A 24,285-nucleotide genomic window follows, 5' to 3' on the forward strand; every position below is an offset into this window, starting at 1 on the left:
TTCCCCCCGACGCATCGCGCATACCGCCGACGCGGCTTGCACCGCTGCTACATGGAACCGCGCCGCCCCTGTAGCAGCGGCGCGAGCCGCGTCCGGGGACACCGCGTTTTTCCTGAGACACCGCATGTGCCGCCGACACGGCTTGCACCGCCCTTGTAGCAGCGGCGCGAGCCGCGTCCGGGTGCGCAGCGGTGTTCCTGATACACCGCGTTGGCCGCCGACGCGGCTTGCGCCGCTGCTACAGGGGGTCGCGCGTCAGGCCTGGGCCTGCTGGATCAGGTCGATGTATTCCGGGGCGTTGCGCTGATCGCGAATCAACGCGACAAAATCGTTGCCGTGTTCGTCCTTGCCGTCCAACTCGTAACCGGCTTCCTTGAAGAACACCAGAAAGCGCGCGAAATCATCGACACGCAAACCACGATACGCCTTGATCAGCTTGTGCAGCGACGGCGAGGTGGCATCGACCGGCTCGAAATTCAGGAACAGCTTGATCTGCTCATCGCCGATCTCGTCGCCAATCAATTGCTTCTTGTCTTTACGCATTACCGACTCCATTGGCTATCACGGTCATTCACGGGGCTGGCAGTCTACCTTCGGCACGGCCATGGGCTCAACGCGCGCGTACGCTTGCGGTATGCAGATCGGCCCAGACATGGCCATTCGGATAGCTGAGAAATTGTACATAGACGGTATCGTTGCGCAGCAGATCGAGCAGGATCCGGTACTGACTCAGTGGATAGGTCAAGGCCAGGGTACCGCTGGCCTCGTCGAAGGCCGGCCGCTTCAGGCTTTTGCTTTCGCCGTCGAAGGTGATCAGCACTTCGGCCAGCTTTGCGTCCTTGCTGAGCGCCTTGCCTTTCAAGCGCAGCAGCATCGGTGCGGTGACGGGGATGGGTTGCTGGTTGGAAAGCCGCTGGTTGCCCATGACCACCGAGTAGCTGGTCACCTGCAGTAGCTGTTGTTGCGGATCGCCCTGACGCAGGGATTGTTCATCCGGCGGCAGGAATTGTTCGTGCAGGGGCCCATGCGCAGGCGCGGCGACCAGCGGCAGGCAGGTCAGCAAGGCAATGGTGGCAACGATCAGGCGCATGAGCGGCTCCTTGTGAAAGAGCCGCTGACTTTAGCATGTAGCAGAGGTTTGAATCCGTTGCGAGGCCGGACGCGGCTTGCGCCGCTGCTACAGGGGATCGCGGTGTTTCTGTGGCAGCGGTGCCGGACGCGGCTTGCGCCGCTGCTACAGGGGATCGCGGTGTTTCTGTGGCAGCGGTGCCGGACGCGGCTTGCGCCGCTGCTACAGGGGATCGCGGTGTTTCTGTGGCGGCGGCGGGGGACGCGGCTTGCGCCGCTGCTACAGGGGATCGCGGTGTTTCTGTGGCGGCGGCGCGGGACGCGGCTTGCGCCGCTGCTACAGGGGATCGTGGTGTTTCTGTAGCAGCGGCGCCAGCCGCGTCGGCGGCGCATGAGGTGCTGCAGGCTTTACAAGCCTTTGACGGCAAAGATGCCAGCGGCGTTGCGCCAGTAGCCCTTGTAATCCATACCATAGCCAAAGATGTAGCGGTCGATGCACGGCAAGCCCACGAAGTCGGCCTTGAGGTCAGGGCTGGCCTTGCGGTCGTGGTCTTTATCGATCAGCACCGCCGTGTGCACGGCACGCGCGCCGGCATGCTTGCAGAAATCGATGATGGCGCTGAGCGTATGGCCCTCATCGAGAATGTCATCGATGATCAGCACGTCCCGGTCGATGAAGGAGATTTCCGGCTTGGCCTTCCAGAACAGGTCGCCACCGCGGGTTTCGTTGCGATAGCGGGTGGCGTGCAGGTACGACGCCTCCAGCGGGAAATTGAGGTGAGTCAGCAGCTTGCCGGAGAAGATCAGTCCGCCGTTCATCACACAGAACACCACCGGATTGCGCTCGGCCAGTTCAGCGTTGATCTGCGCGCCAACCTTGGCGATGGCGGCCTCGACCTGGGCTTCTGTATATAGGCAGTCGGCCTCTCGCATGACTTGACGGATGTGCTCGAGATCAGCGGACATGGCGCTCTCCAAGGGGGGCGGTGGAAGAAAAGCGGGCAAAGGTACGCACACACCCGGCACGAATCAAGCACAATCCAAGGTTTCATGTACTAACGTGCAGCATGTCTATAGGACACCTCGATACAATAGATTAATCTACCGCCGTTTTTTTGCCCGTTCGGAGCCTTTCCCCATGCCTATCCGTGAGATCCGCCACCCGCTGATCCGCCACAAGCTCGGCCTCATGCGCCGTGCCGACATCAGCACCAAGAACTTCCGCGAACTCGCCCAGGAAGTCGGAGCTTTGCTCACCTACGAGGCTACCAAGGATCTGCCCCTGGAAAACTACGAGATCCCAGGCTGGGCCGGCCCGGTGCAGGTCGAAAAGATCGCCGGCAAGAAAATCACCGTGGTGCCCATCCTGCGCGCCGGCATCGGCATGCTCGACGGCGTGCTCAGTCTGATTCCGGGCGCCAAGGTCAGCGCCGTCGGCGTTGCGCGCAACGAAGACACGCTCGAAGCGCACACTTACCTGGAGAAGCTGGTACCCGAGATCGACGAGCGCCTGGCGATGATCATCGACCCGATGCTGGCCACCGGCAGCTCGATGGTTGCCACGATCGACCTGTTGAAGAAGGCCGGCTGCAAGGAAATCCGCGCCATGGTGCTGGTGGCTGCTCCCGAGGGCATCGCCGCCGTGGAGAAGGCGCATCCCGACGTGCAGATCTACACTGCCTCGATCGACGAACGCCTGAACGAACACGGCTACATCATCCCCGGCCTGGGCGATGCCGGCGACAAGATCTTCGGCACCAAGCAGAAGGACGCCTGACCCATGCAGGACGAGTTCAACGATCCGCTGTGGCGGCAAGTACTGTCCGGCGCGCAGATGCTCTTCGTGGCATTCGGCGCGCTGGTATTGATGCCGCTGATCACCGGCCTGGACCCGAACGTGGCGCTGTTCACCGCCGGGTTGGGCACGCTGCTGTTCCAACTGGTGACGGGTCGTCAGGTGCCGGTGTTCCTGGCATCGAGCTTTGCCTTCATCACGCCGATCATCTTGGCCAAGGGCCAGTTCGGCCTGGCTGAGACCATGGGCGGGATCATGGCCGCCGGCTTCGTCTACACCTTTCTCGGGCTGGCAGTGAAGATCAAGGGCACCGGCTTCATCGATCGCCTGCTGCCACCGGTAGTGATCGGGCCGGTGGTCATCTCCATCGGCCTGGCCATGGCGCCGATCGCTGCCAACATGGCGATGGGCAAGGCCGGCGACGGCACCGAGCTGATCCCCTACACCACCGCCATGTGGATCTCGATGCCGGCGCTGCTCACCACCATCATCGTGGCCGTGTTCGGCAAGGGCATCTTTCGCCTGGTGCCGATCATCGCCGGGGTACTGGTCGGGTTCGGCATGTCCTTCGCCTTCGGTGTGGTCGACACGGCCAAGATCGCTGCAGCCTCGTGGCTGGCGCTGCCGCACTTCACCGCGCCGGCGTTCAACTGGCAGGCCATCCTGTTCATCGTTCCGGTAGCCTTGGCGCCGGCCATCGAGCATATCGGTGGCGTGATCGCCGTAGGCAGTGTGACCGGACGTGACTACCTGAAGAAGCCCGGCCTGCACCGTACCCTGCTCGGCGATGGCATCGCCACCACCGCTGCCGGGCTGTTCGGCGGCCCGCCCAACACGACTTACGCGGAAGTGACTGGCGCGGTCATGCTGACCAAGAACTACAACCCCAAGATCATGACCTGGGCCTCGATCTTCGCGATCAGCCTGGCCTTCGTGGGCAAATTCGGCGCGCTGCTGCAGAGCATTCCGGTGCCGGTGATGGGCGGCATCCTGTGCCTGCTGTTCGGCTCCATCGCCGCTGTGGGCCTTAACACCATGATTCGCCACAAGGTCGACATGGCCGAGGCACGTAATTTGGTGATCGTCTCGGTGACGTTGGTGTTCGGTATCGGTGGCGTGCTGGTCGGCACCGGGACCGGGCCTGACGATTTCGGCCTCAAGGGCATTGCCTTGTGCGCCGTGGTGGCCATTGCCTTGAACCTGCTATTGCCAGGGCACGGCGACTGGAAGAAGACACCTCAAGCCTGAGCCTGGCCGGGAGCACCGCAGCGGCGCTCCCGGCTTTCCATTCCTTCGTTACAGCATCAACGGCGCCCGTTCGCACAGGGTATTCAAGGCTTCACCCCATTGCGGGTGATCGTTGAGGCACGGCACCAGCACCAACTCCTCGCCGCCCGCCTCGCAGAACTGCTCGCGACCACGGTCGCCGATTTCCTCAAGGGTCTCGATGCAGTCGGCAACGAAGGCCGGGCACATCACCAGCAGTTTCTTTACGCCTTGTTTGGCCAATTCGTCGAGACGCGCCTCGGTGTACGGTTCGATCCACTTGGCCCGGCCCAGTCGGGACTGGAACGACACCGACCAGCTGCCTTCGGCCAGCCCCATGCGCTCGGCGAAAGCGCTGGCCGTGCGCAGGCACTGGGCGCGGTAGCAGACGGCAAGCACTTCAGGTGGAGCATTCTGGCAGCAGTCGGCGGTACGCAGACAGTGGCTGCCGGTCGGGTCGATCTTGGTCAGGTGCCGCTCGGGCAAGCCATGGAAGCTCATCAACAGATGATCATGGGGCTGCGCCTGGTAGGGCTTGGCACTGGCCACCAGTGCATCCAGGTATTCGGGCTGGTCATAGAACGGCTGCAGCACGCTGAACTGCATCGCCAGCTTGCGCTCGCGCACCACCTTGCGAGCCTGCTCGATCACCGTGGTCACAGTGCTCTGGGCGAACTGGGGATAAAGCGGCGCAAGGGTCACTTTCTGCACACCCTGCCCGGCCAGACGCGACAACGCCGTGTCCAGCGAGGGCTCGCCATAACGCATGGCGACCTCCACCGGGCCATGGCGCCATTGTTCGGTCATGATCGCTTGCAGGCGCCGGGTCAGCACCACCAGTGGCGAGCCTTCGTCCCACCAGATCGAGGCATAGGCATGGGCTGACTGCTCGGGGCGCTTGATCAGAATCAGCGACACGATCAGACGCCGCACCGGCCAGGGCACGTCGATGACATAGGGGTCCATCAGGAACTGGTTGAGATAGCTACGTACATCGGCCACCTGGGTCGATGCGGGCGATCCCAAGTTGACCAGCAGCAGGGCGTGATCGGTCATGCAGCATCCTATTTCCAGATTCTGTGGTTAGAGCTCAAAGCCGTCGGGACAGTTCGGTCAGCGCGGCAGAGAGTTCGCTGTAGCGAAACGTGAACCCGGCCGCCTGCAACGCCACCGGGCGCGCACGCTGGCCGCCGAGCAGCAGCCCCGACAGCTCGCCGAGCCCGGCCTTGAGCAGCAGCGATGGCAGCGGCAAAAAAGCCGGCCGATGCAGCACACGTCCCAGTTGCCGAGCGAATTCGCGATTGCGTACCGGTTCCGGCGCGCAGGCATTATAGGGACCGCGGCACTGAATCTTGTGCAAGAGAAAATCAATCAGGGCGATTTGATCGTCGATGTGAACCCACGGCATCCATTGCCGACCACTGCCGATCGGGCCACCGAGCCCGAGTTTGAACGGCAGTGTCAGACGCTTGAGAAAGCCGCCCTGGCTGGCCAATACCAGCCCGGTACGCACCAGCACCACGCGGATACCCAAGGCTTCGGCGCGCAGGGCGGTTTCTTCCCAGGCGATGCACAGGTGACTGGCAAAGTCTTCCTTGACCGGTTGCGACGTCTCGTTCAGCTCGCGTTCGCCGCCGTCGCCATACCAGCCTACCGCCGAGCCGGAAATCAGCACTTCGGGGCGTTGCGCGCGGCTTTCCAGCCAGGCCAACAGACGCTCGGTCAGGGTGATCCGGCTGCTCCACAGCAACGCACGGCGCTTGGCCGTCCAGGGCCGATCGGCAATCGGTGCGCCGGCCAGATTGACCACCGCGTCGACCGTTTCGTCGCCGATTTCTTCAAGCTGCGCCACGCCGCGCACACTGGCCCCGCACAGCTGTTTGACCTGCCCCGGCTGGCGACTGAGCACGGTCAGCTGATGCCCTTGGCCCACCCAGTGCTGGCAAAGCTTGCGGCCAATGAGCCCGGTGCCGCCGGTCAGCAATATGTGCATAAGGTTTTCTCCAATGTGGCGTTGCGTCTGCAGCGCTAGTCTATTTTCAAGAGAGAGGCACTTTCCCTACTCGGGGCTCTCTCATGAACCATAGGACACCTGAGCGAAAAGGATCCCGTTAACTTATACTTATTAAGACTTTTGTACAGGTTTGTTTGTTCCGAACACACGTGTGCATAGCGCTTACGAAGCTGTTACGAGGGCACTATGAGTTTATTTGCTGGGAGTTTATCTGCTGGAAGTTCATCTGCCGCGCCTGTCCCCATCGCGATCATTGGCACCGGCATGGCCGGGCTGTCGGCTGCGCAGGCTTTGCGCAAGGCCGGTCATACCGTGCATCTCTTCGACAAGGCACGGGGCGTGGGCGGCCGCATGTCGAGCAAGCGCAGCGATGTGGGCTCCATCGACCTTGGCGCACAGTACTTCACCGCTCGCGACCGGCGCTTCGTGGCGCAGGTCCAGCAATGGCAGGCCGAAGGCTGCGTACAGCCGTGGTCACCTTCGCTGTACAACGCCAAGCAGGGTCGCCTGAGCCCATCGCCCGACGAACAGGTTCGTTGGGTCGGTACGCCACGCATGAGCGCCATCGCCAAGGCCATGGCTGCCGACCTCCCCGCGTTTTTTTCCTGCCGAATCGCCGAGGTGTTCAAGGGCGAGGAATTCTGGGAACTGCTCGATGCCGAGGGCACCAGCCATGGGCCCTACAGCCACGTCGTGCTCGCTGTGCCCGCGCCTCAGGCAACTGCCTTACTGGCCAGCGCACCTAAGCTCGCCACGCAGGTGGCCGGGGTCAAGATGGACCCGACCTGGTCGGTGGCACTGAGCTTCGATACGCCGCTGGATACCCCGATGCAAGGCTGCTTCGTGCAGGACAGCCCGCTGGACTGGCTGGCGCGAAGTGGCAGCAAGCCAGGACGCGAGGACAGCAGCGACACCTGGGTGCTGCATGCCACCAGCGCATGGAGCAAGCAGCATATCGACCTGTCCCGCGAGGCAGTCATCGAACAGCTGCACGGTGCCTTCGCCGAACTGGTCAGTTGCCCGATGCCCCCGCCCAGCCTGAGCCTGGCCCATCGCTGGCTCTACGCGCGCCCGGCCCAGCCCCATGAGTGGGGGGCATTGGCCGATCCCGACCTGGGCCTGTACGTCTGTGGCGACTGGTGCCTGTCGGGCCGCGTCGAGGGCGCCTGGCTCAGCGGCCAGGAGGCCGCGCGGCGCCTGCTCGAGCATCTGCAATGAACGCTCGACACCGGCTCAATCCGCGCAAGCTGATGCTGTCGAAGTGGACCGCCGTACGCCCGGTCAACCGCGAGAAACACTTTCTGGTCAGCGAGGTGTTCTGCGACGACGACGGCGTCGTGCTGGAACTGGAATTGCAGGCGGTCCTCACCCACCGTGCCCAGCGCTTGCCGTGGCAGGCGCTGCAGGACATCCAGACTTGGAAGATGGGCTGGCAGTGAGTGGCCGCCCCGCTTTCCGCCTGCGAATACCTGTACAAAGAATTTAGCCTATACAAATCCGGATTTATGATGAAACTATGCTGTACAGCGTTGTCAGTATGTACAGGTTTCAGAAGAGGTCCGTCATGCAAGAGCCCAGCGTCAGCAAACCCAAGATCGGTATCAGTGCCTGCCTGCTCGGTGCGCCTGTGCGCTATAACGCCGGGCACAAGGAATCGCGCTGGTGCAGCCGGATTCTAGTCGAGCATTTCGAGTTCGTCCCGGTGTGCCCCGAGGTTGCCATCGGTCTGGGGACGCCCCGCGAGCCGATTCGCCTGGTCGGTGACAAGGATCACACCCAGGCGGTCGGTACCGTGCACCGCGACATCAATGTCACCGCCCCATTGGCTGCCTACGGCGAACAGATGGCCGGTGAGCTGACCGATCTTTGCGGCTACATCTTCATGCAGAAGTCGCCCTCCTGCGGCCTCGAACGGGTGAAGATCTACCGCGACAACGGCGCCCCCCAGCGCGAAGGTGGTCGTGGTATCTATGCCCAGGCCTTCTGCGCACGCCATCCGGACCTGCCGGTGGAAGAAGAAGGTCGCCTGTGCGACCCGGTGTTGCGGGAAAACTTTCTGGTACGTGTAGGCGCCTACGCCCAGTGGCAAGCGTTGCTGGCTGAAGGCTTGACGCGCCGTGGCTTGACGGAATTCCACTCGCGCTTCAAATACCAGCTGATGGCCAACAACCCCCTGCAATACAAGGTACTCGGCAAACTGCTGGGCAGCATGGGCCGTGGTGACGCCCAGCAGATCGGCCCGCGCTATTTCAGCGAGCTGATGCAGGCGCTCAAACGCTGTGCCACGCGTGGCACCCACAGCAATGCGTTGCAGCACATCAGCGGCTACCTCAAGCGCGATATCGATGCGCAGGACAAGCAGGAGCTGCAACAGTTGATCAATCAGTACCGCGAGGGCATCGTTCCGCTGGTGGTGCCGATGACCTTGCTCAAGCACCTGTTCCGTATTCATCCGGACCCTTACATTGCCCAGCAGACCTACCTGCAGCCGCACCCCGAAAACCTGAGCCTGCGCAATGCCATCTGACGCCAACGGCACCGACTGGCTGCCGATCCGCGAGGTCACCCGGCAGACCGGTGTGCACCCGGTCACCCTGCGCGCCTGGGAACGGCGCTACGGCCTGATCGTGCCGCACCGCACGGCCAAGGGCCATCGCCTGTACGACTCAGCGCAGATCGCCCGGATCCACCATGTGCTGACCTGGCTCAACCGGGGCGTGGCCGTCAGCCAGGTCAAACAGTTGCTCGACGCACCACGCGACGCCAAGCCCCAGGTGCAGAACGACTGGCAGCAACTGCGCCAGACACTGGCCCAGGCCATCAGCGACATGGCCGAGCGGCCGCTGGACGATCTGTTCAACCAGGCCATGGCGCTATATCCACCAGCAACCCTGTGCGAGCAACTGTTGCTGCCGTTGCTGAACGATCTCGAGCAGCGCTGGGCCGGCCAGTTCGGTGCGCAGATGGAAAAGGTGTTTTTCCACGGCTGGCTGCGCAGCAAACTGGGCACGCGGATCTATCACAACAACCGCCAACTCGGCGGTGCGCCCGTGGTGCTGGTCAATCAGGCCGACGTCACGCCGGACCCGTACCTGTGGCTGGGCGCCTGGCTCGTCAGCAGCAGCGATTGCCCGGTGCAGGTGTTCGACGCGCCGCTGCCGGCAGGTGAACTGGCCTTGGCCTGCGACAAACTCCAAGCCCGCGCCCTGATGGTCTACGCCGACAAGGCGCTCAACCTGGCCACGCTGGGTCGACTGCTGGTCGGCTGCGCCTGCCCCAAATGGCTGGTGGGCTCTGCCGTGCTCATCCATCGCGCCGCTACCGGAGACAGCCCTCCCCCGATGGCCGACCTGAACCTGGCGACCGATCCGTTGCACGCCCAGCAATCGCTGCAAGCGTCCGGCGTATTGGCCGACCGGCAACCTGAATTCGAACGATGAGGCCCCCATGCAATTGATCTGGCTGCGCAGCGACCTGCGAGTGCACGACAACCCCGCCCTGGCGGCCGCCTGCGAACAGGGCCCGACCGTGGCCGTGTTCCTGTTGAGCCCCAAGCAATGGCTGGAACACGATGACTCGCCGAACAAGGTCGATTTCTGGCTGCGCAATCTCAAGGAGCTGAGTGCCAGCCTCAAGGCCTTGCACATTCCACTGCTGCTGCGTGAGGCAGATACCTGGGACAAGGCGCCCAAGGTGATTGCCGCGCTGTGCGCCGAGCACAAGATCGAAGCCGTGCACTGCAACGACGAATTCGGCGTCAATGAAAACCGCCGCGACGGAGCGGTGGAAGCCGCCTTGGCCAAGGCGGACATCTCCCTGCACCGCTACCTCGATCAAGCATTGTTCACGCCGGGCAGCGTGCTGACCAAAGGCGGCACCTACTTCCAGGTCTTCAGCCAGTTCCGCAAGGTCTGCTACGAACGCCTGCATCAGTCCGTTCCGGCGCTGTCAAAAAAGCCTCGCGCGCAGAAGCCGGTGCACATCGCCGCAGACAAGGTTCCCGACCAGGTCAAAGGGTTCGCCACGCCCGACGAAGAACTGCGCAAGCGGTGGCCTGCCGGTGAAAAGGAGGCGCACAAGCGCCTGGACACCTTCACCGATCAACCGATCGAAGACTACAAGGTCGAGCGTGATCTACCGGCCCACCCCGGAACCAGCCAGATCTCGGCCTACCTGACCTCGGGCGTGGTTTCCCCGCGCCAGTGCCTGCACGCGGCGCTCAACAGCAACCGTGGCGAGTTCGAGAGCGGCAACGTCGGCGCGGTGACCTGGATCGGCGAGCTGATCTGGCGCGAGTTCTACCGGCACATCATGGTCGGCTATCCGCGAGTGTCGATGCACCGGCCGTTCCGCGAAGAGTACGCCGCCCTGCCCTGGCGCAATGCGCCCAGTGAGTTGCAGGCGTGGAAGGAAGGCCGCACAGGCATTCCAATTGTCGATGCGGCCATGCGCCAGCTGGTGAGCACCGGCTGGATGCACAACCGCTTGCGCATGATCACAGCGATGTTCCTCAGCAAGAACCTGCTGATCGACTGGCGCGAAGGCGAGCGTTTCTTCATGCAGCACCTGATCGATGGAGACCTGTGCTCCAACAACGGCGGCTGGCAATGGAGCGCGTCCACGGGGACCGATTCGGTGCCGTACTTCCGGATCTTCAATCCGGTAAGCCAGTCGCAACGGTTCGATGAGCAAGGCGTGTTTCTCAAGCAGTGGCTGCCCGAGCTGGAAGGATTGGATCGCAAGCAGGTCCACGCACCAACCGCCGACGCACTCAAGCAGAGCGGCTATCCCCGCCCGATCGTGGACCTGAAGCAAGGACGTGAACGTGCCCTGGCGGCGTTCAAGAATCTGCCACGCAAAGCCAAATAGAAAAAGTTATTGGAAGACGATCGCGGGCAGAGGACCCTGCCCGCGCGACGGCCAATGCTGGCCGAGAAAGAGCTTACAGCGGCATACGGTAGTTCAGGGTGTAGGCTTCGATACCATCGTTCGGCTCTTTGATGCCGGCGTTGGAGTAGTGGATCGCTCTCACGCCCAGCTCGTGACCGCCGCCGAAGCGCACGCCGAAGCCGATACGGTCTTCGAAGTTGAACGAGGAGCCCAGCTTGTTGCCTTCGATCTGAGTGTGAGCGAAAGCCGCGACGCCGATGCCGGCCTCGATGTAGGGCTTGATCGAACCACCGCCGAACTCGTAGACGAACACCGGAGCGAACGACAGGCTGTGGTTATCCTTGAAGTCCTTGCCATCCCAGTAGGTATAGCCAGCGTCCCAGTAGCCGGTCAGGCGACCGACGTCGGTCTGGAACCAGCTCTTGTCCCAATTGGATTGCAGACCAATGCGGTAGACCTGGGACGATTCGCCCGTCTCACCTGCAGAGAACGATAGGTCAGCCGCGTTCGCGGTTACCGATTGCCCCAACATCAAGGCTGCAAGCGCAGCCAAACTGAACAGTCTCTTCATGAGAAACATCCTACCGAATGCAGTTGTAAGAATTTTTGTCGAAAAAATGGACAAGCTATAGAAACCGGAGTTGGAACGTAAGTTCAGCGTTACACATCGATTTTTTCACATTTTTTTTACAACGTGAATCTTTGCACATTGTCAGAAAAATTCCACAGCTTCGGTAGGACATTTCGGAAAATATCTACGGACCCGCTCGTCCAGAACTGTGCAGGTTGTGCCGGGCCCTTGGCCAGAACTGCCCCGCTGCTCAATAACCGTTGTAGTTGACGAGCCACCGCGGCCCCGGTGTCGACCAGCACCACGTCGGCCGGGACCAGGGTGGCCAGCAAAGGCTTGAGGAAGGGGTAATGGGTGCAGCCCAGAATGAGCGTATCGCAACCCGCCGCGAGCAGCGGCTGCACATAGCCTTGCAGCAGCAGGCGCAGTTCCGGGCTGTGCAGATCGCCGGTTTCGATCAGCTCTACCAAGCCAGGGCAAGGTTGGGTGATGACCTGAACTTCGTTGGCAAAGCGATCGAGCAGTGCCACGAATTTGGCGCTGCGCAGGGTACCGGTGGTCGCCAGCACACCGACGATACCGCTGCGGGTGGCCGCGGCCGCAGGCTTGACCGCCGGCTCCATGCCCACGATCGGCCAGTCGGGATAGCGTTGGCGCAGATCGGCCACGGCAGCGACCGTGGCCGTGTTGCAGGCCAGCACCAAGGCCTTCGCGTCTTGTTCGCGGAAAAATTGCGCGACCTGGACACAACGCTCGCGAATGAATTCCGGAGATTTCTCGCCATAGGGCATGTGGCCGGTATCGGCGACATACAGCAGCGACTCATCGGGCAACAGTCGCTCGATTTCACCCAGCACCGACAAGCCGCCGACACCGGAATCGAACACGCCGATCGGTGCTTCAGACATGCCGTGCGCTGCAGACCGGGCATTTGGGGTCGCGCTTGACCCGCATTTCGCGGAAATGCGTGCCCAAGGCATCGATCAACAGCAGCCGACCGACCAGTACATCGCCAAACTGTGCCAGCAGCTTCAAGGCTTCCAGCGCCTGCAGGCTGCCGACCAGGCCCACCAACGGGCCGACGACGCCAGCTTCGCTGCAGGTCAGCTCGGCATCGCTGCCTTCACCGTACAGACAGTGGTAGCAGGGGCTTTCCGGACGCCGCGGATCGAACACCGACAATTGCCCTTCCAGGCGGATCGCGGCGCCACTGACCAGCGGCTTGCCGGCCGCGAAGCAGGCCGCGTTCACCGCCTGACGCGTGGCAAAGTTGTCGGAGCAGTCGAGCACCAGGTCGACGGCGGTCACGGCGGCACTCAGTGAATCTTCATCCAATGCGTTGCGATGCGCGATCAGATCGATCTCGGGGTTGATCGCACTTAACCGGGCGATGGCCGAATCGACCTTGCTCACGCCGACCGAGGCGCTGTCGTGCAGGACCTGACGTTGCAGGTTGGTCACATCGACCGTATCGAAGTCCGCCAGGTGCAGCTCGCCGACGCCTGCAGCGGCCAGGTACATCGCCACCGGCGAACCCAACCCGCCCAGACCGACGATCAACGCGCGACTGTTCTTGAGCCTCAACTGACCCTCGATATCGACTTGCGCCAACAGCACCTGCCGGCTGTAGCGCAGCAGTTCCTGGTCGGTCAGCACAGCAACCGTCCGAGCGTGATGCGTTCATGGCCGCCGAGATCGACGCGGCTTTCGATCTGCTCGAAATCATGCTGCGCCAGCAGCTCGCGCACCACCGGTGCCTGGTCGTAGCCATGCTCCAGCAATAGCCAGCCGCCCGGCTGCAGGTGCCCCGGTGCCTGACTGATGATCAGGCGCAGATCGTCGAGGCCATCCTCTCCGGCCACCAGCGCGCTGGCAGGCTCGAAGCGCACGTCACCGGCACTCAGATGCGGGTCGGCGCTGGCGATGTACGGCGGGTTGCTGACGATCAGGTCGAAACGCTCGCCCGGCAAGGCGCTGAACCAGTGGCTCTCCAGTACCCGAGCATTGCCCAGGTTCAGACGCACCCGGTTGCGCTCGGCCAACGCCACCGCGTCGGCGACACGGTCGACGGCAGTGACCTGCCAGGCACCGCATTCGGACGCCAGGGCCAGGGCGATTGCCCCGGTACCGGTGCCCAGGTCGAGCACCCGCGCCGAACGAGGCGGCAGCAACTGCAGCGCAGCTTCCACCAGCAGCTCGGTTTCGGGACGCGGGATCAGCGTGTGCGCAGCCACTTCCAGGTCGAGTTTCCAGAAACCCTGTTGGCCCAGGATGTAGGCAACCGGCTCGCCCGCCTGGCGACGACGCATGAAGTCAGCGAACGCATGAGCGGCTTCGCTGGGCACGATACGCTCGGGCCAGGTGTGCAGGTAGCTGCGCGACTTGCCCAGCGCGGCGGCCAGCAACAGTTCGATATCCAGGCGCGCGGTCGGTGATTCCGGCAGTTCGGCGGCGCGCAACAGGCTGGCAATGATGGTCATGTTCTATTCACCCAACGCGGCCAACTGATCGGCCTGGTATTCAGCCAGAAGCGGCTCTATCACTGCATCGACTCCGCCGGCCAAAACTTCATCCAGGCAGTACAGGGTCAGGTTGACGCGATGGTCGGTTACCCGTCCCTGCGGAAAATTGTAGGTGCGGATGCGCTCGGAACGATCGCCCGACCCCACCAGCAGCTTGCGTTCGCTGGCGATGGCATTGGCCGCGGCACTGCTCTGCATGTCGTTGAGCTTGGCCGACAGCCAGCTCATGGCACGGGCGCGGTTCTTGTGCTGCGAACGTTCTTCCTGGCACTCCACCACGATGCCGGTCGGCAAGTGGGTGATGCGGATGGCCGAGTCGGTCTTGTTGACGTGCTGGCCGCCGGCGCCGGAGGAACGGTAGGTGTCCACGCGCAGGTCGGCCGGATTGATCTCGATGGCGACCTGCTCGTCCGGCTCGGGCAACACGGCGACCGTGCAGGCCGAGGTATGGATGCGACCCTGGGATTCGGTTTCCGGGACGCGCTGGACGCGGTGCGCCCCGGACTCGAACTTCAGCTTGCCGTAGACGCTCTCGCCTTCGACCCGGGCAATGACCTCCTTGTAGCCGCCATGCTCGCCTTCGTTTTCGGAAAGAATCTCCAGACGCCAGCCGCGACGTTCCGCATAGCGCGAATACATGCGGAACAGATCGCCGGAAAAGATCGCCGCTTCATCGCCACCGGTACCGGCGCGGATTTCGAGGAAGACGTTGCGCCCGTCGTTAGGGTCCTTGGGCAGGAGCATGCGTTGCAAGGCACTTTCCAGTTGCACCAACTGCTCGCGGGCCTCGCGCACTTCCTCGGCGGCCATTTCACGCATGTCCGGGTCGCTGTCCTTGAGCAGCGCCTGCGCGCCTTCGAGGTCCGCCATCACCTTGGACCACTGCTGGTAGCCCAGCACCACCGGTTCAAGTTCGGCATATTCTCTGGAATAGGCGCGGAAACGGGTTTGCTCGGAAATGACTTCAGCGTCGCCCAGCAAGGCGGTCAGTTCCTCGAATCGATCCTGGATCGTGTCCAGCTTGTTGAGCAGTGACGCTTTCATTGCGGCGGTTTATCCGTTGAGCCCTCATTGAGGGCAAAGAGTTCCTGGGCCATGGCCAGCGCATCGACGCGGCCTTCGGCGGAGAGCTTTTTCATGTGCACGCTGGGGGCGTGCAGCAACTTGTTGGTCAGGCCCCGCGCCAGTTGCGCGAGCACCTCTTCGGCATTGCCGCCGTTGGCCAGCAAGCGCATGGCTTTCTGCAATTCTTCGTCGCGCAGGCGTTCGCCTTGCTGGCGATAGGCCTTGAGCACATCCACGGCCGCCAGCTCGCGCAGGCGCAGCATGAAGTCGTCGGCGCCCACGCTCACCAGTTCTTCGGCCGCCTGAGCGGCACCCTGGCGGGTTTTCAGGTTCTCGGCAACCACTTCGTGCAGGTCGTCGACCGTATAAAGGTAGACGTCATCCAGCTCGCCGACCTCGGGCTCGATATCGCGTGGTACGGCAATATCGACCATGAAGATCGGTTTGTGTCGGCGCAGCTTGAGCGCACTTTCGACCGCACCCTTGCCCAGGATCGGCAGCTGGCTGGCCGTGGAGCTGATGACGATGTCGCTGTTCACCAGCTCCTGCGGAATGTCGGACAGCAGCACGGCATGGGCGCCGAACTGCGCGGCCAGGGTGCTGGCACGTTCCAGCGTGCGGTTGGCGACCACGATGCGCTTGACCCCCTGCTCGTGCAGGTGGCGTGCAACCAGGGTAATGGTTTCGCCCGCGCCGATGAGCAACGCCTGGCTGCGCGCCAGATCGCTGAAGATCTGCTTGGCCAGGCTGACGGCGGCGAAGGCCACCGACACCGGGTTTTCGCCGATGGCGGTATCGGTGCGCACCTGCTTGGCAGCGCTGAACGTGGCCTGGAACAGGCGCCCCAGCAGCGGCCCGATGGTGCCGGCCTCGCGGGCCACGGCGTAGGCGGATTTCATCTGCCCCAGAATCTGCGGTTCGCCCAGCACCAGCGAATCGAGCCCGGAAGCGACCCGCATCATGTGACGAACAGCCGCATCCTCTTCATGCACATAGGCGCTCGCGCGCAGCTCGTCGACGCTCAAACGGTGGTATTCGGCCAGCCAGCGCAGCACGGCATCGGCGGCCAGGTGATCCTGTTCGATGTACAGTTCGCTGCGATTGCAGGTCGAGAGGATCGCAGCCTCACGGCTGTCGGTCAGTCGGCAAAGCTGCTGCAGGGCCTCTACCAGCTGCTCCGGGGTAAACGCCACGCGCTCGCGCACGTCTACCGAAGCAGTCTTGTGGTTGATACCGAGGGCGAGAAAGGCCATTCAAGGTCGCTGATGATGTCGAGGAGCCGGTAATTGTCCTACTTCGTCCGGTCCAGAACAACCACCGCTATCTATTGTCCTAATAGGCAACCTCGAGTTATGGGTTTGACCTGTGGCTTGTGTCATGATGATCCGACCGCAGGTAAGCCGCCAAAATCCCCTCTATGAATAGAACCTCCACGTTGCTCCTCGCCTTCGCCTTGCTGCAGGGCTGCCAGTCCTGGCCAGCCAGAGAGCAAGCGACTCCGGTCCCCGTGGCGCAGCCGGCACCCACGCCGGACGAGACGCCCAAGGTCTACGGCTCGTTCAGCGAGGAAACCGTGTTCAGCCTGCTCAGCGCGGAACTGGCCGGCCAGCGCGACCGTTTCGATCTTGCCTTGGGCAACTACGTCACCCAGGCCCGCAAGACCCAGGACCCGGGCATTTCCGAGCGAGCCTTCCGCATCGCCGAGTACCTGGGCGCCGATCAACCGGCGCTGGAAACCGCCTTGCTGTGGGCCAGGAATGCACCCACCGACCTGGACGCCCAGCGCGCTGCCGCCATTCAACTGGCACGCAATGGCAAGTACGACGAGTCGCTGGTGTACATGGAAAAAGTCCTGCAGGGCCAGGGCGATACCCATTTCGACTTTCTCGCGCTGTCGGCCGCCGACACCGACGAAAGCACCCGGCGTGGCCTGCTGCAGAGCTTCGAACGCCTGCTCGGCAAATACCCCGGCAACGGCCAGCTGATCTTCGGCAAGGCCTTGCTGATGCAACAGGATGGCAATACCGAGGGCGCCCTGACCCTGCTGGAAGACAATCCGCCGCAGGAAGGTGAAATCGCCCCGATCCTGCTCCGCGCCCGCCTGCTGGCCGCGCTCGATCGTGGCAGCGAAGCGATGCCGCTGCTTGAAAAAAACCTCAAGAAGATCCCCGACGACAAACGCCTGCGCCTCACCTATGCCCGCATGCTGGTCGAGCAGAACCGCATGGACGATGCCAAGGTGCAGTTCGCCATACTCGTCCAGCAATACCCTGACGATGACGAACTGCGTTACTCGCTGGCGCTGGTCTGTCTGGAAGGCAAGGCGTGGGACGAAGCCTACAACTACCTGCAACAGCTGGTGGAACGTGGCAGTCACGTCGATTCCGCGCACTTGAACCTGGGCCGCATCGCCGAAGAGCGTGGTGATCCGCAGGTCGCGCTCGAGGAGTATGCACAAGTCGGCGTGGGCATCGACTACCTGCCCGCGCAGCTACGCCAGGCCGACATCCTCATTGCCAACGGCCGCGCCGACGAAGCTTCACGGCGCCTGGCCGCAGCGCGTGATGCCCAGCCCGACTACGCCATCCAGCTGTACCTGATCGAAGCCGAAACCCTGTCGAACAACGACAAGGATCAGTCCGCCTGGCTGGTGCTGCAGAACGCTTTGAAGAAGAACCCCGACGATCCGAACCTGCTGTATACCCGCTCGATGCTGGCCGAAAAGCGCAACGACCTGGTGCAGATGGAGAAGGACCTGCGGGCCATTCTGGCACGCGAGCCGGACAATGCCATGGCGCTCAACGCCCTGGGCTACACGCTGTCGGATCGCACCACCCGCTTCGAAGAAGCCCGCGCGCTGATCGAGCGGGCGCACCAGATCAACCCGGAAGATCCGGCCGTGCTCGACAGCCTGGGCTGGGTCAACTATCGGCTGGGCAACCTCGACGCTGCCGAAGGCTATCTGCGCAGCGCGCTCGAACGCTTTCCCGATCATGAGGTGGCAGCCCACCTGGGCGAAGTACTGTGGGCCAACGGCAAACAGCGCGAGGCCCGCCGCATATGGGGCAAAGCCCTGCAAGAACAACCCGACAGTCCTATCCTGCGCAGCACCATCCTGCGCCTGACCGGTTCAGAGAATCTTTAATCCATGTCTGTTCGTCCTACCTCCTACATGCGTCATCTGCTGGTTGCCACGTTCATCGCCGTACTCACCGGCTGCGCCGGCATGGGCTCCCACGAAGCGTTGCAAGGCCAGGGCAACCCCCAGCAGTGGCAGGCGCACAAGCAACAGCTGACCCAGCTCGACGGCTGGGAAATCAACGGCAAGATCGGCATCCGCGCGCCCAAGGACTCCGGTTCCGGCACGCTGTACTGGCTGCAGCGCCAGGACTATTACGACATTCGTCTGTCTGGCCCATTGGGCCGCGGGGCAGCGCGTCTGACCGGACGTCCGGGCGATGTCAGCCTGGAAGTGGCCAATCAGGGCCGCTATCAGGCGACCACTCCCGAAGAATTGCTGGAACAGCAACTGGGCTGGAAGCTGCCGGTATCGCACCTGTCCTGGTGGGTTCGCGGCCTCCCAGCCCCCGACAGCAAGAGCCAGCTGACCCTGGACGGCAACAGCCGCCTGGCGGGCCTGGCGCAGGACGGCTGGACGGTCGAGTACCTGAGCTACGCCGAACAGAACGGCTATTGGCTGCCCGAGCGCATCAAGCTGCATGGCCAGGATCTGGACGTGACCCTGGTGGTCAAGGATTGGCAGCCGCGCCGGTTGGGGCAGTGACGTGAGCGAAGGTCTTTCCATGAATCCCGTGCTGACCCTGCCCGCCCCTGCCAAGCTCAACCTGATGTTGCACATTCTGGGCCGCCGCCCGGACGGCTATCACGAGTTGCAGACCCTGTTCCAATTTCTGGACCACGGCGACGAACTGGACTTCTCCCTGCGCAGCGACGGCGTCGTGCATCTGCATACCGAAATAGCCGACGTGCCCCACGACGGCAACCTCATCGTCAAGGCTGCGCGCCAGTTGCAGGCGCTGACCGGCACAACCCTGGGCGCGGACATCTGGCTGCGTAAGGTGTTGCCCATGGGCGGTGGCATTGGTGGCGGCAGCTCGGATGCCGCCACTACGCTTCTGGCCCTGAACCACCTGTGGCAGACCGGTTGCAGCGAAGATCAGCTTGCCCAGCTGGGTCTCGCCTTGGGCGCCGATGTGCCGGTATTCGTCCGCGGCCACGCGGCCTTCGCCGAGGGTGTGGGCGAGAAACTCACCCCGGTGGAACTGCCCGAACCCTGGTTTCTCGTGCTCGTGCCGCAAGTCTCTGTTAGTACAGCGGAAATTTTTTCCGATCCGTTGTTGACACGTGACTCGGCGCCCATTAAAGTGCGCCCCGTTCTTGAGGGAAACAGTCGTAATGACTGCCAGCCAGTAGTAGAGCGCCGTTACCCAGATGTACGTAACGCACTGAATTTGCTCAACAAATTCACTGAAGCTCGGCTAACAGGCACTGGAAGTTGTGTGTTTGGGGCCTTCCCAAGCAAAGCGGAAGCTGATAGAGTTTCGCACCTTCTTGCAGACACCCTTTCAGGGTTCGTAGCCAAGGGAAGCAACGTTTCGATGTTGCATCGCAAGCTGCAAAGTCTGTAACAGGAAACGAGTGCTGGGCACTCGGAGGTTTCAAGCTACAGGGGCGTCGCCAAGCGGTAAGGCAGCAGGTTTTGATCCTGCCATGCGTTGGTTCGAATCCAGCCGCCCCTGCCATTTTCCTATACTCATCCAGGTATACCCTCAGCCGGCAGGTACTGCGCGTGTCCAAGATGATGGTCTTTGCGGGGAATTCAAACCCCGATCTGGCTCGACGCGTTGTGCGTCAGCTGCATATCCCTCTCGGTGATGTCTCCGTCAGCAAGTTTTCCGATGGTGAAATCAGCACCGAGATCAATGAAAACGTTCGCGGTAAAGACGTCTTCATTATCCAGCCTACATGTGCGCCGACCAACGATAACCTGATGGAACTGGTGCTGATGGCTGATGCCTTCCGCCGCTCCTCGGCTTCGCGAATCACCGCCGTGATCCCCTACTTCGGTTACGCTCGGCAAGACCGCCGTCCGCGCTCTGCCCGTGTGGCAATCAGCGCCAAGGTCGTCGCCGACATGCTGACCGTCGTGGGCATCGACCGTGTACTCACCGTCGACCTTCACGCGGACCAGATTCAGGGCTTCTTCGATATCCCGGTAGATAACATCTACGGCTCCCCGGTTCTGGTGGACGATATCGAAGACCAGCGCTTCGAGAATCTCATGATCGTTTCCCCCGACATTGGTGGCGTCGTGCGTGCACGCGCCGTGGCCAAGTCCCTGGGCGTCGATCTGGGCATCATCGACAAGCGCCGTGAAAAGGCCAATCACTCCGAAGTGATGCACATCATCGGTGATGTCGAAGGTCGCACCTGTATCCTGGTCGACGACATGGTCGATACCGCCGGCACCCTGTGCCATGCGGCCAAGGCCCTGAAAGAACATGGCGCGGCCAAGGTGTTCGCCTATTGCACCCACCCGGTTCTGTCGGGCCGTGCGATCGAGAACATCGAGAAATCCGTGCTGGACGAGCTGGTGGTGACCAACACCATCCCGCTGTCCGCAGCCGCACAAGCCTGTGGGCGTATCCGTCAACTGGATATCGCTCCGGTTGTTGCCGAGGCGATGCGTCGCATCAGCAACGAAGAATCGATCAGCGCGATGTTCCGCTGAGGGCCCTGCCCTTCGCAAGCACCGTTCTGACGAAAAGCGCCCCGGCCCGACACTCTTGTCGGGCCGGGGCTTTTTTGCCCGTATCGCCTTGGCGCTGGTCGCAAACGCTGGGCGAACGTGGTTATTTTGGAGAAACACATGAACGATTTTACTTTGAATGCCGAAGCGCGTTCCGACCTGGGGAAAGGTGCGAGCCGCCGCCTGCGTCGTCTCGCCAGCCTGGTTCCAGCTGTTGTCTACGGTGGCGACAAAGCCCCTGAGTCCATCAGCATGCTGGCCAAGGAAGTCACCAAGCTGCTCGAAAACGAGGCTGCCTTCAGCCACGTGATCGAACTGAACATCGGTGGCACCAAGCAGAACGTCCTGATCAAGGCACTGCAGCGTCACCCAGCCAAGGGTCACGTCCTGCACGCTGACTTCGTACGCGTGATCGCCGGCCAGAAACTGACCGCCATCGTGCCTCTGCACTTCATGAACCAGGAACCGGCTGTCAAGAAAGGCGGCGAGATCTCGCACACCGAGACCGAGCTGGAAGTGACCTGCCTGCCGAAAGACCTGCCTGAGTTCATCGAAGTCGACATGGCTGACGCTGAAATCGGCACCATCATCCACCTGTCCGACCTGAAGGCTCCGCAAGGCGTCGAGTTCGTGGCACTGGCTCATGGTACCGACCTGGCAATCGCCAACGTCCACGCTCCGCGTATCGTTGCCGACGAAGAAACCGAAGAAGGCGCTGCCGAGTAATTTCACTCGCACGCCGAGCTCTGGATGACACCTTCGGGTGTCGTCCACGACTCGAAAAGGAAGAGCCCCTGACGTGACCGCCATACAACTGATCGTTGGCCTGGGTAACCCCGGCCTCGAATACGAACAGACCCGGCATAACGCAGGGGCTCTTTTCGTTGAGCGCATCGCCCAGGCCCACCGTGTGAACCTGGTAGCCGATCGCAAGTATTTCGGCCTGACGGCGCGTTTCAGCCATCAGGGCCATGACGTTCGTCTGTTGATCCCCACCACCTACATGAACCGCAGCGGTCAATCCGTCGCGGCGATGGCGAATTTCTTTCGCATACCGCCGCAAGCGATCCTGGTGGCCCACGACGAACTCGACCTGCCCCCCGGCGTCGCCAAGCTCAAACTGGGCGGCGGGCACGGTGGGCACAACGGCCTGCGCGACATCATCGCGCAGCTCGGCAATGACAATGGCTTTCACCGTCTGCGGCTTGGCATCGGCCACCCGGGTGACAGCAAGTTGGTGTCCAATTTCGTTCTTGGCCGCGCCCCGCGCGCCGAACAGGAAAAGCTGGACGCCAGTATCGATTTCGCCCTCGGTGTGCTGCCGGATATCTTCGCCGGCGAGTGGAATCGCGCGATGAAAAACCTGCACAGCCAAAAGGCCTGACTCTTCGAAGAGGGATTCACCATGGGATTCAACTGCGGCATCGTCGGCCTGCCCAACGTCGGCAAGTCCACTCTGTTCAACGCCTTGACCAAATCCGGGATTGCGGCCGAGAACTTCCCGTTCTGCACCATCGAGCCCAACAGCGGCATCGTGCCGATGCCCGATGCGCGCCTGGAAGCCCTGGCTGCCATCGTCAATCCCAAGCGCGTACTGCCGACCACCATGGAGTTCGTCGACATCGCAGGCCTCGTGGCCGGCGCCTCGAAAGGTGAAGGCCTGGGCAACAAGTTCCTCGCCAACATCCGTGAGACCGACGCCATCGCCCACGTGGTGCGCTGCTTCGAAGATGAAAACGTGATCCACGTTTCCAACAGCGTCGACCCCAAGCGCGACATCGAGATCATCGACCTGGAACTGATCTTCGCCGACCTCGACAGCTGCGAGAAGCAACTGCAGAAGGTCGCGCGCAACGCCAAGGGCGGTGACAAGGATGCCGTGGTGCAAAAGGGCCTGCTGGAGCAGCTGATTGCCCACTTCACCCTGGGCAAGCCGGCCCGCAGCCTGATGAAGAACATGGGCGCCGACGAGAAGGCCGTGATCCGTGGCTTCCACCTGCTGACGACCAAGCCGGTGATGTACATCGCCAACGTCGCCGAAGACGGCTTTGAAGACAACCCGTTGCTGGACGTAGTACGCGCCATTGCCGAAGAAGAAGGCGCCATCGTGGTGCCGGTGTGCAACAAGATCGAAGCCGAAATCGCCGAGCTCGACGATGGCGAAGAGAAGGACATGTTCCTCGAGGCCCTGGGCCTGGAAGAGCCTGGCCTGAACCGCGTGATCCGCGCCGGCTACGACCTGCTCAACCTGCAGACCTACTTCACCGCCGGCGTCGAGGAAGTCCGCGCCTGGACCGTGAAGATCGGCGCTACCGCACCCCAAGCCGCCGGCGTGATCCACACCGACTTCGAGAAAGGCTTCATCCGCGCCGAAGTGATCGCCTACAACGACTTCATCCAGTACAACGGCGAAGCCGGTACCAAGGAAGCCGGCAAGTGGCGCCTGGAAGGCAAGGAGTACATCGTCAAGGACGGTGACGTGATGCACTTCCGTTTCAACGTCTGAGTCGGCCTGCAACACCGCTTCGCGCGTCCCCTGAAAGCCCCGCTGTCGCCTTGCGATGCGGGGCTTTTTGCGTTCAGGCTTCGGCCGTTGCCCAATCTTCGAGCCGAAGCCCAGGCACGCGCACGAACGCTCTCGTATTGTTGCTGACCAGGATCAATCCTCTGGAACGAGCATGTCCGGCGATCATCTGGTCGTATGCTCCGATCGGCGTACCCGATCGCGTCAGCTCGGCACGTAGCTGCCCGGTGTGGGCAGCGGCGATCGGGTCGTAATCGAGCACGTCCAACCGAGCGGCAAAACTTTCCACCACTTCAAGATTGCGCTGAACGTGCTGGGATTTCTCGGCGCCGTAGATCAGTTCCATCAGCGTTACGCTGCTGATGCACATCTGCCCATGATTGCGCTTGAATGCAGCGCGCACATGTTCGGGACGGTTCTTGATGGTGAAAATGCAGATGTTGGTGTCGAGCATGAATTTCAGCATCAGAATCCGTCACGCTCCTGGATGGCTGGCTGCTCTCGGTCGAGCATGAATTCGCTGGTCACGCCTTCACCGTCAAACCAACTGTCCCATGACTCGCCGGCAGGCGTCAGGATGCGCGTGCGACCTATGGCGATGACGTCGACACGCTTGACGCCGGCGGGCAATGCCACAGCCTTGGGCAAGCGGACGGCCTGGCTCTTGTTGCTCAAAAAAACGGAACCCTGCTCCATGAGTGCACCTCGCTCTGACTCGGATATCGACAGTCTATCGCATTGAGAATGTATATACCTTGAGGATATACATGGCAACCTTTCGGCCACCAAGTCTCTCCGGT

The 24,285-nt window shown here is 62.3% G+C and carries 27 protein-coding genes and 1 tRNA gene; 15 read left to right on the forward strand and 13 right to left on the reverse strand.

Going from position 1 to position 24,285, the window contains the following annotated elements; all coding sequences use genetic code 11:
* Positions 1-255 precede the first annotated feature (255 nt).
* The 3 genes from QMX89_RS19460 to QMX89_RS19470 all read right to left on the reverse strand — a co-directional run bounded on the left by QMX89_RS19460 (position 256) and on the right by QMX89_RS19470 (position 2,034).
* Positions 256-543 (reverse strand): PA4642 family protein, encoded by a 288-nt coding sequence (locus QMX89_RS19460; protein ID WP_049861203.1) that lies wholly within the window; start codon positions 541-543, stop codon positions 256-258.
* A 67-nt stretch (positions 544-610) separates the two neighbouring features.
* Positions 611-1,090, reverse strand: coding sequence for a hypothetical protein (locus tag QMX89_RS19465; RefSeq protein ID WP_049861202.1), 480 nt, complete (start codon positions 1,088-1,090; stop codon positions 611-613).
* Positions 1,091-1,476: 386 nt separating this feature from the next.
* Positions 1,477-2,034, reverse strand: coding sequence for a hypoxanthine-guanine phosphoribosyltransferase (locus tag QMX89_RS19470; protein WP_049861201.1), 558 nt, complete (start codon positions 2,032-2,034; stop codon positions 1,477-1,479).
* Positions 2,035-2,206: 172 nt separating this feature from the next.
* Between QMX89_RS19470 and upp the strand changes: the two genes are divergently transcribed.
* Both upp and QMX89_RS19480 read left to right on the forward strand, forming a co-directional pair.
* Positions 2,207-2,845: a uracil phosphoribosyltransferase gene (upp, locus tag QMX89_RS19475; protein WP_043192936.1), complete on the forward strand. Its 639-nt coding sequence runs from the start codon at positions 2,207-2,209 to the stop codon at positions 2,843-2,845.
* A 3-nt stretch (positions 2,846-2,848) separates the two neighbouring features.
* Entirely contained in the window at positions 2,849-4,111 is a 1,263-nt protein-coding gene (locus QMX89_RS19480; RefSeq protein ID WP_282349482.1) for a uracil-xanthine permease family protein, read from the forward strand.
* A gap of 48 nt (positions 4,112-4,159) precedes the next feature.
* Here QMX89_RS19480 and hemH read toward each other — a convergent pair whose 3' ends face one another.
* Together hemH and QMX89_RS19490 are read right to left on the reverse strand one after the other, a co-directional pair.
* Positions 4,160-5,185: a ferrochelatase gene (gene hemH / locus QMX89_RS19485; protein WP_282349483.1), complete on the reverse strand. Its 1,026-nt coding sequence runs from the start codon at positions 5,183-5,185 to the stop codon at positions 4,160-4,162.
* A 34-nt stretch (positions 5,186-5,219) separates the two neighbouring features.
* Positions 5,220-6,122, reverse strand: coding sequence for a TIGR01777 family oxidoreductase (locus QMX89_RS19490; protein ID WP_049861197.1), 903 nt, complete (start codon positions 6,120-6,122; stop codon positions 5,220-5,222).
* Between the two features lie 207 nt (positions 6,123-6,329).
* Between QMX89_RS19490 and QMX89_RS19495 the strand changes: the two genes are divergently transcribed.
* The 5 genes from QMX89_RS19495 (at position 6,330) to phrB (ending at position 11,012) form a co-directional block, all read left to right on the forward strand.
* On the forward strand, positions 6,330-7,361 hold the full coding sequence (locus tag QMX89_RS19495) for an NAD(P)/FAD-dependent oxidoreductase (RefSeq protein WP_282349485.1): 1,032 nt from the start codon (positions 6,330-6,332) through the stop codon (positions 7,359-7,361).
* On the forward strand, positions 7,358-7,582 hold the full coding sequence (locus QMX89_RS19500; RefSeq protein ID WP_282349486.1) for a TIGR02450 family Trp-rich protein: 225 nt from the start codon (positions 7,358-7,360) through the stop codon (positions 7,580-7,582). The genes QMX89_RS19495 and QMX89_RS19500 overlap by 4 nt, the downstream gene beginning before the upstream one ends.
* A 125-nt stretch (positions 7,583-7,707) precedes the next feature.
* Positions 7,708-8,670, forward strand: coding sequence for a DUF523 and DUF1722 domain-containing protein (locus QMX89_RS19505; protein ID WP_282349487.1), 963 nt, complete (start codon positions 7,708-7,710; stop codon positions 8,668-8,670).
* Positions 8,660-9,583, forward strand: coding sequence for a MerR family transcriptional regulator (locus QMX89_RS19510; protein WP_282349488.1), 924 nt, complete (start codon positions 8,660-8,662; stop codon positions 9,581-9,583). The genes QMX89_RS19505 and QMX89_RS19510 overlap by 11 nt, the downstream gene beginning before the upstream one ends.
* A 7-nt stretch (positions 9,584-9,590) precedes the next feature.
* Entirely contained in the window at positions 9,591-11,012 is a 1,422-nt protein-coding gene (phrB, locus tag QMX89_RS19515; protein WP_282349489.1) for a deoxyribodipyrimidine photo-lyase, read from the forward strand.
* Positions 11,013-11,085: 73 nt separating this feature from the next.
* Here the strand turns inward: phrB and QMX89_RS19520 are convergent, their stop codons facing one another.
* The 6 genes from QMX89_RS19520 to hemA form a co-directional block, all read right to left on the reverse strand.
* The gene (locus tag QMX89_RS19520) at positions 11,086-11,604 is read right to left on the reverse strand and encodes an acyloxyacyl hydrolase (RefSeq protein WP_049861191.1); all 519 of its coding nucleotides are present in this window, start codon (positions 11,602-11,604) and stop codon (positions 11,086-11,088) included.
* A gap of 116 nt (positions 11,605-11,720) precedes the next feature.
* Positions 11,721-12,512, reverse strand: coding sequence for a glutamate racemase (murI, locus tag QMX89_RS19525; protein ID WP_282349490.1), 792 nt, complete (start codon positions 12,510-12,512; stop codon positions 11,721-11,723).
* Entirely contained in the window at positions 12,505-13,260 is a 756-nt protein-coding gene (locus QMX89_RS19530) for a molybdopterin-synthase adenylyltransferase MoeB (RefSeq protein ID WP_282349491.1), read from the reverse strand. The genes murI and QMX89_RS19530 overlap by 8 nt, the downstream gene beginning before the upstream one ends.
* Positions 13,254-14,084, reverse strand: a complete 831-nt coding sequence (gene prmC, locus QMX89_RS19535; RefSeq protein WP_282349493.1) for a peptide chain release factor N(5)-glutamine methyltransferase — start codon at positions 14,082-14,084, stop codon at positions 13,254-13,256. The genes QMX89_RS19530 and prmC overlap by 7 nt, the downstream gene beginning before the upstream one ends.
* 3 nt (positions 14,085-14,087) lie before the next feature.
* Positions 14,088-15,170 (reverse strand): peptide chain release factor 1, encoded by a 1,083-nt coding sequence (gene prfA, locus QMX89_RS19540; RefSeq protein ID WP_049861187.1) that lies wholly within the window; start codon positions 15,168-15,170, stop codon positions 14,088-14,090.
* On the reverse strand, positions 15,167-16,444 hold the full coding sequence (gene hemA / locus QMX89_RS19545) for a glutamyl-tRNA reductase (RefSeq protein WP_049861186.1): 1,278 nt from the start codon (positions 16,442-16,444) through the stop codon (positions 15,167-15,169). Before hemA ends, prfA begins: the two co-directional genes overlap by 4 nt.
* A 164-nt stretch (positions 16,445-16,608) precedes the next feature.
* Here hemA and QMX89_RS19550 point away from each other — a divergent pair, with 164 nt between their 5' ends.
* From QMX89_RS19550 to ychF, 8 genes are all read left to right on the forward strand, one after another.
* The gene (locus QMX89_RS19550; RefSeq protein WP_282349494.1) at positions 16,609-18,336 is read left to right on the forward strand and encodes a tetratricopeptide repeat protein; all 1,728 of its coding nucleotides are present in this window, start codon (positions 16,609-16,611) and stop codon (positions 18,334-18,336) included.
* 3 nt (positions 18,337-18,339) lie between these two features.
* Complete coding sequence (lolB, locus tag QMX89_RS19555) at positions 18,340-18,975, forward strand: lipoprotein insertase outer membrane protein LolB (protein ID WP_056844129.1); 636 nt, start codon at positions 18,340-18,342, stop codon at positions 18,973-18,975.
* Between the two features lie 19 nt (positions 18,976-18,994).
* Positions 18,995-19,840, forward strand: coding sequence for a 4-(cytidine 5'-diphospho)-2-C-methyl-D-erythritol kinase (gene ispE / locus QMX89_RS19560; RefSeq protein ID WP_282349495.1), 846 nt, complete (start codon positions 18,995-18,997; stop codon positions 19,838-19,840).
* A 39-nt stretch (positions 19,841-19,879) separates the two neighbouring features.
* A tRNA-Gln gene (locus QMX89_RS19565) sits at positions 19,880-19,954 on the forward strand.
* A gap of 47 nt (positions 19,955-20,001) precedes the next feature.
* A complete protein-coding gene (locus QMX89_RS19570) occupies positions 20,002-20,943 on the forward strand; it encodes a ribose-phosphate pyrophosphokinase (RefSeq protein WP_043192909.1) in 942 nt (313 codons plus the stop codon).
* 138 nt (positions 20,944-21,081) lie between these two features.
* On the forward strand, positions 21,082-21,687 hold the full coding sequence (locus tag QMX89_RS19575; protein WP_049861183.1) for a 50S ribosomal protein L25/general stress protein Ctc: 606 nt from the start codon (positions 21,082-21,084) through the stop codon (positions 21,685-21,687).
* A 73-nt stretch (positions 21,688-21,760) separates the two neighbouring features.
* Positions 21,761-22,345 (forward strand): aminoacyl-tRNA hydrolase, encoded by a 585-nt coding sequence (pth, locus tag QMX89_RS19580; RefSeq protein ID WP_282349496.1) that lies wholly within the window; start codon positions 21,761-21,763, stop codon positions 22,343-22,345.
* Positions 22,346-22,366: 21 nt separating this feature from the next.
* A complete protein-coding gene (ychF, locus tag QMX89_RS19585) occupies positions 22,367-23,467 on the forward strand; it encodes a redox-regulated ATPase YchF (RefSeq protein WP_049861182.1) in 1,101 nt (366 codons plus the stop codon).
* Positions 23,468-23,540: 73 nt separating this feature from the next.
* Here the strand turns inward: ychF and vapC are convergent, their stop codons facing one another.
* Both vapC and vapB read right to left on the reverse strand, forming a co-directional pair.
* Positions 23,541-23,951, reverse strand: a complete 411-nt coding sequence (gene vapC, locus QMX89_RS19590; RefSeq protein ID WP_282349498.1) for a tRNA(fMet)-specific endonuclease VapC — start codon at positions 23,949-23,951, stop codon at positions 23,541-23,543.
* The gene (gene vapB / locus QMX89_RS19595; RefSeq protein WP_282349499.1) at positions 23,951-24,181 is read right to left on the reverse strand and encodes a type II toxin-antitoxin system VapB family antitoxin; all 231 of its coding nucleotides are present in this window, start codon (positions 24,179-24,181) and stop codon (positions 23,951-23,953) included. The genes vapC and vapB overlap by 1 nt, the downstream gene beginning before the upstream one ends.
* Positions 24,182-24,285: the final 104 nt, after the last annotated feature.

The sequence above is a fragment of the Pseudomonas sp. PS01301 genome, assembly GCF_029960215.1.
In the GTDB taxonomy this organism is placed as follows: Bacteria; Pseudomonadota; Gammaproteobacteria; order Pseudomonadales; family Pseudomonadaceae; genus Aquipseudomonas; species Aquipseudomonas coleopterorum.

What these genes read in the sequence shown, in the direction of transcription:
- QMX89_RS19460 (WP_049861203.1), bottom strand. Translation starts at nt 543, where the DNA reads ATGCGTAAAGACAAGAAGCAATTGATTGGCGACGAGATCGGCGATGAG.
- QMX89_RS19465 (WP_049861202.1), bottom strand. Translation starts at nt 1,090, where the DNA reads ATGCGCCTGATCGTTGCCACCATTGCCTTGCTGACCTGCCTGCCGCTG.
- QMX89_RS19470 (WP_049861201.1), bottom strand. Translation starts at nt 2,034, where the DNA reads ATGTCCGCTGATCTCGAGCACATCCGTCAAGTCATGCGAGAGGCCGAC.
- upp (WP_043192936.1), top strand. Translation starts at nt 2,207, where the DNA reads ATGCCTATCCGTGAGATCCGCCACCCGCTGATCCGCCACAAGCTCGGC.
- QMX89_RS19480 (WP_282349482.1), top strand. Translation starts at nt 2,849, where the DNA reads ATGCAGGACGAGTTCAACGATCCGCTGTGGCGGCAAGTACTGTCCGGC.
- hemH (WP_282349483.1), bottom strand. Translation starts at nt 5,185, where the DNA reads ATGACCGATCACGCCCTGCTGCTGGTCAACTTGGGATCGCCCGCATCG.
- QMX89_RS19490 (WP_049861197.1), bottom strand. Translation starts at nt 6,122, where the DNA reads ATGCACATATTGCTGACCGGCGGCACCGGGCTCATTGGCCGCAAGCTT.
- QMX89_RS19495 (WP_282349485.1), top strand. Translation starts at nt 6,330, where the DNA reads ATGAGTTTATTTGCTGGGAGTTTATCTGCTGGAAGTTCATCTGCCGCG.
- QMX89_RS19500 (WP_282349486.1), top strand. Translation starts at nt 7,358, where the DNA reads ATGAACGCTCGACACCGGCTCAATCCGCGCAAGCTGATGCTGTCGAAG.
- QMX89_RS19505 (WP_282349487.1), top strand. Translation starts at nt 7,708, where the DNA reads ATGCAAGAGCCCAGCGTCAGCAAACCCAAGATCGGTATCAGTGCCTGC.
- QMX89_RS19510 (WP_282349488.1), top strand. Translation starts at nt 8,660, where the DNA reads ATGCCATCTGACGCCAACGGCACCGACTGGCTGCCGATCCGCGAGGTC.
- phrB (WP_282349489.1), top strand. Translation starts at nt 9,591, where the DNA reads ATGCAATTGATCTGGCTGCGCAGCGACCTGCGAGTGCACGACAACCCC.
- QMX89_RS19520 (WP_049861191.1), bottom strand. Translation starts at nt 11,604, where the DNA reads ATGAAGAGACTGTTCAGTTTGGCTGCGCTTGCAGCCTTGATGTTGGGG.
- murI (WP_282349490.1), bottom strand. Translation starts at nt 12,512, where the DNA reads ATGTCTGAAGCACCGATCGGCGTGTTCGATTCCGGTGTCGGCGGCTTG.
- prmC (WP_282349493.1), bottom strand. Translation starts at nt 14,084, where the DNA reads ATGACCATCATTGCCAGCCTGTTGCGCGCCGCCGAACTGCCGGAATCA.
- prfA (WP_049861187.1), bottom strand. Translation starts at nt 15,170, where the DNA reads ATGAAAGCGTCACTGCTCAACAAGCTGGACACGATCCAGGATCGATTC.
- hemA (WP_049861186.1), bottom strand. Translation starts at nt 16,444, where the DNA reads ATGGCCTTTCTCGCCCTCGGTATCAACCACAAGACTGCTTCGGTAGAC.
- QMX89_RS19550 (WP_282349494.1), top strand. Translation starts at nt 16,609, where the DNA reads ATGAATAGAACCTCCACGTTGCTCCTCGCCTTCGCCTTGCTGCAGGGC.
- lolB (WP_056844129.1), top strand. Translation starts at nt 18,340, where the DNA reads ATGTCTGTTCGTCCTACCTCCTACATGCGTCATCTGCTGGTTGCCACG.
- ispE (WP_282349495.1), top strand. Translation starts at nt 18,995, where the DNA reads ATGAATCCCGTGCTGACCCTGCCCGCCCCTGCCAAGCTCAACCTGATG.
- QMX89_RS19575 (WP_049861183.1), top strand. Translation starts at nt 21,082, where the DNA reads ATGAACGATTTTACTTTGAATGCCGAAGCGCGTTCCGACCTGGGGAAA.
- ychF (WP_049861182.1), top strand. Translation starts at nt 22,367, where the DNA reads ATGGGATTCAACTGCGGCATCGTCGGCCTGCCCAACGTCGGCAAGTCC.
- vapC (WP_282349498.1), bottom strand. Translation starts at nt 23,951, where the DNA reads ATGCTGAAATTCATGCTCGACACCAACATCTGCATTTTCACCATCAAG.
- vapB (WP_282349499.1), bottom strand. Translation starts at nt 24,181, where the DNA reads ATGGAGCAGGGTTCCGTTTTTTTGAGCAACAAGAGCCAGGCCGTCCGC.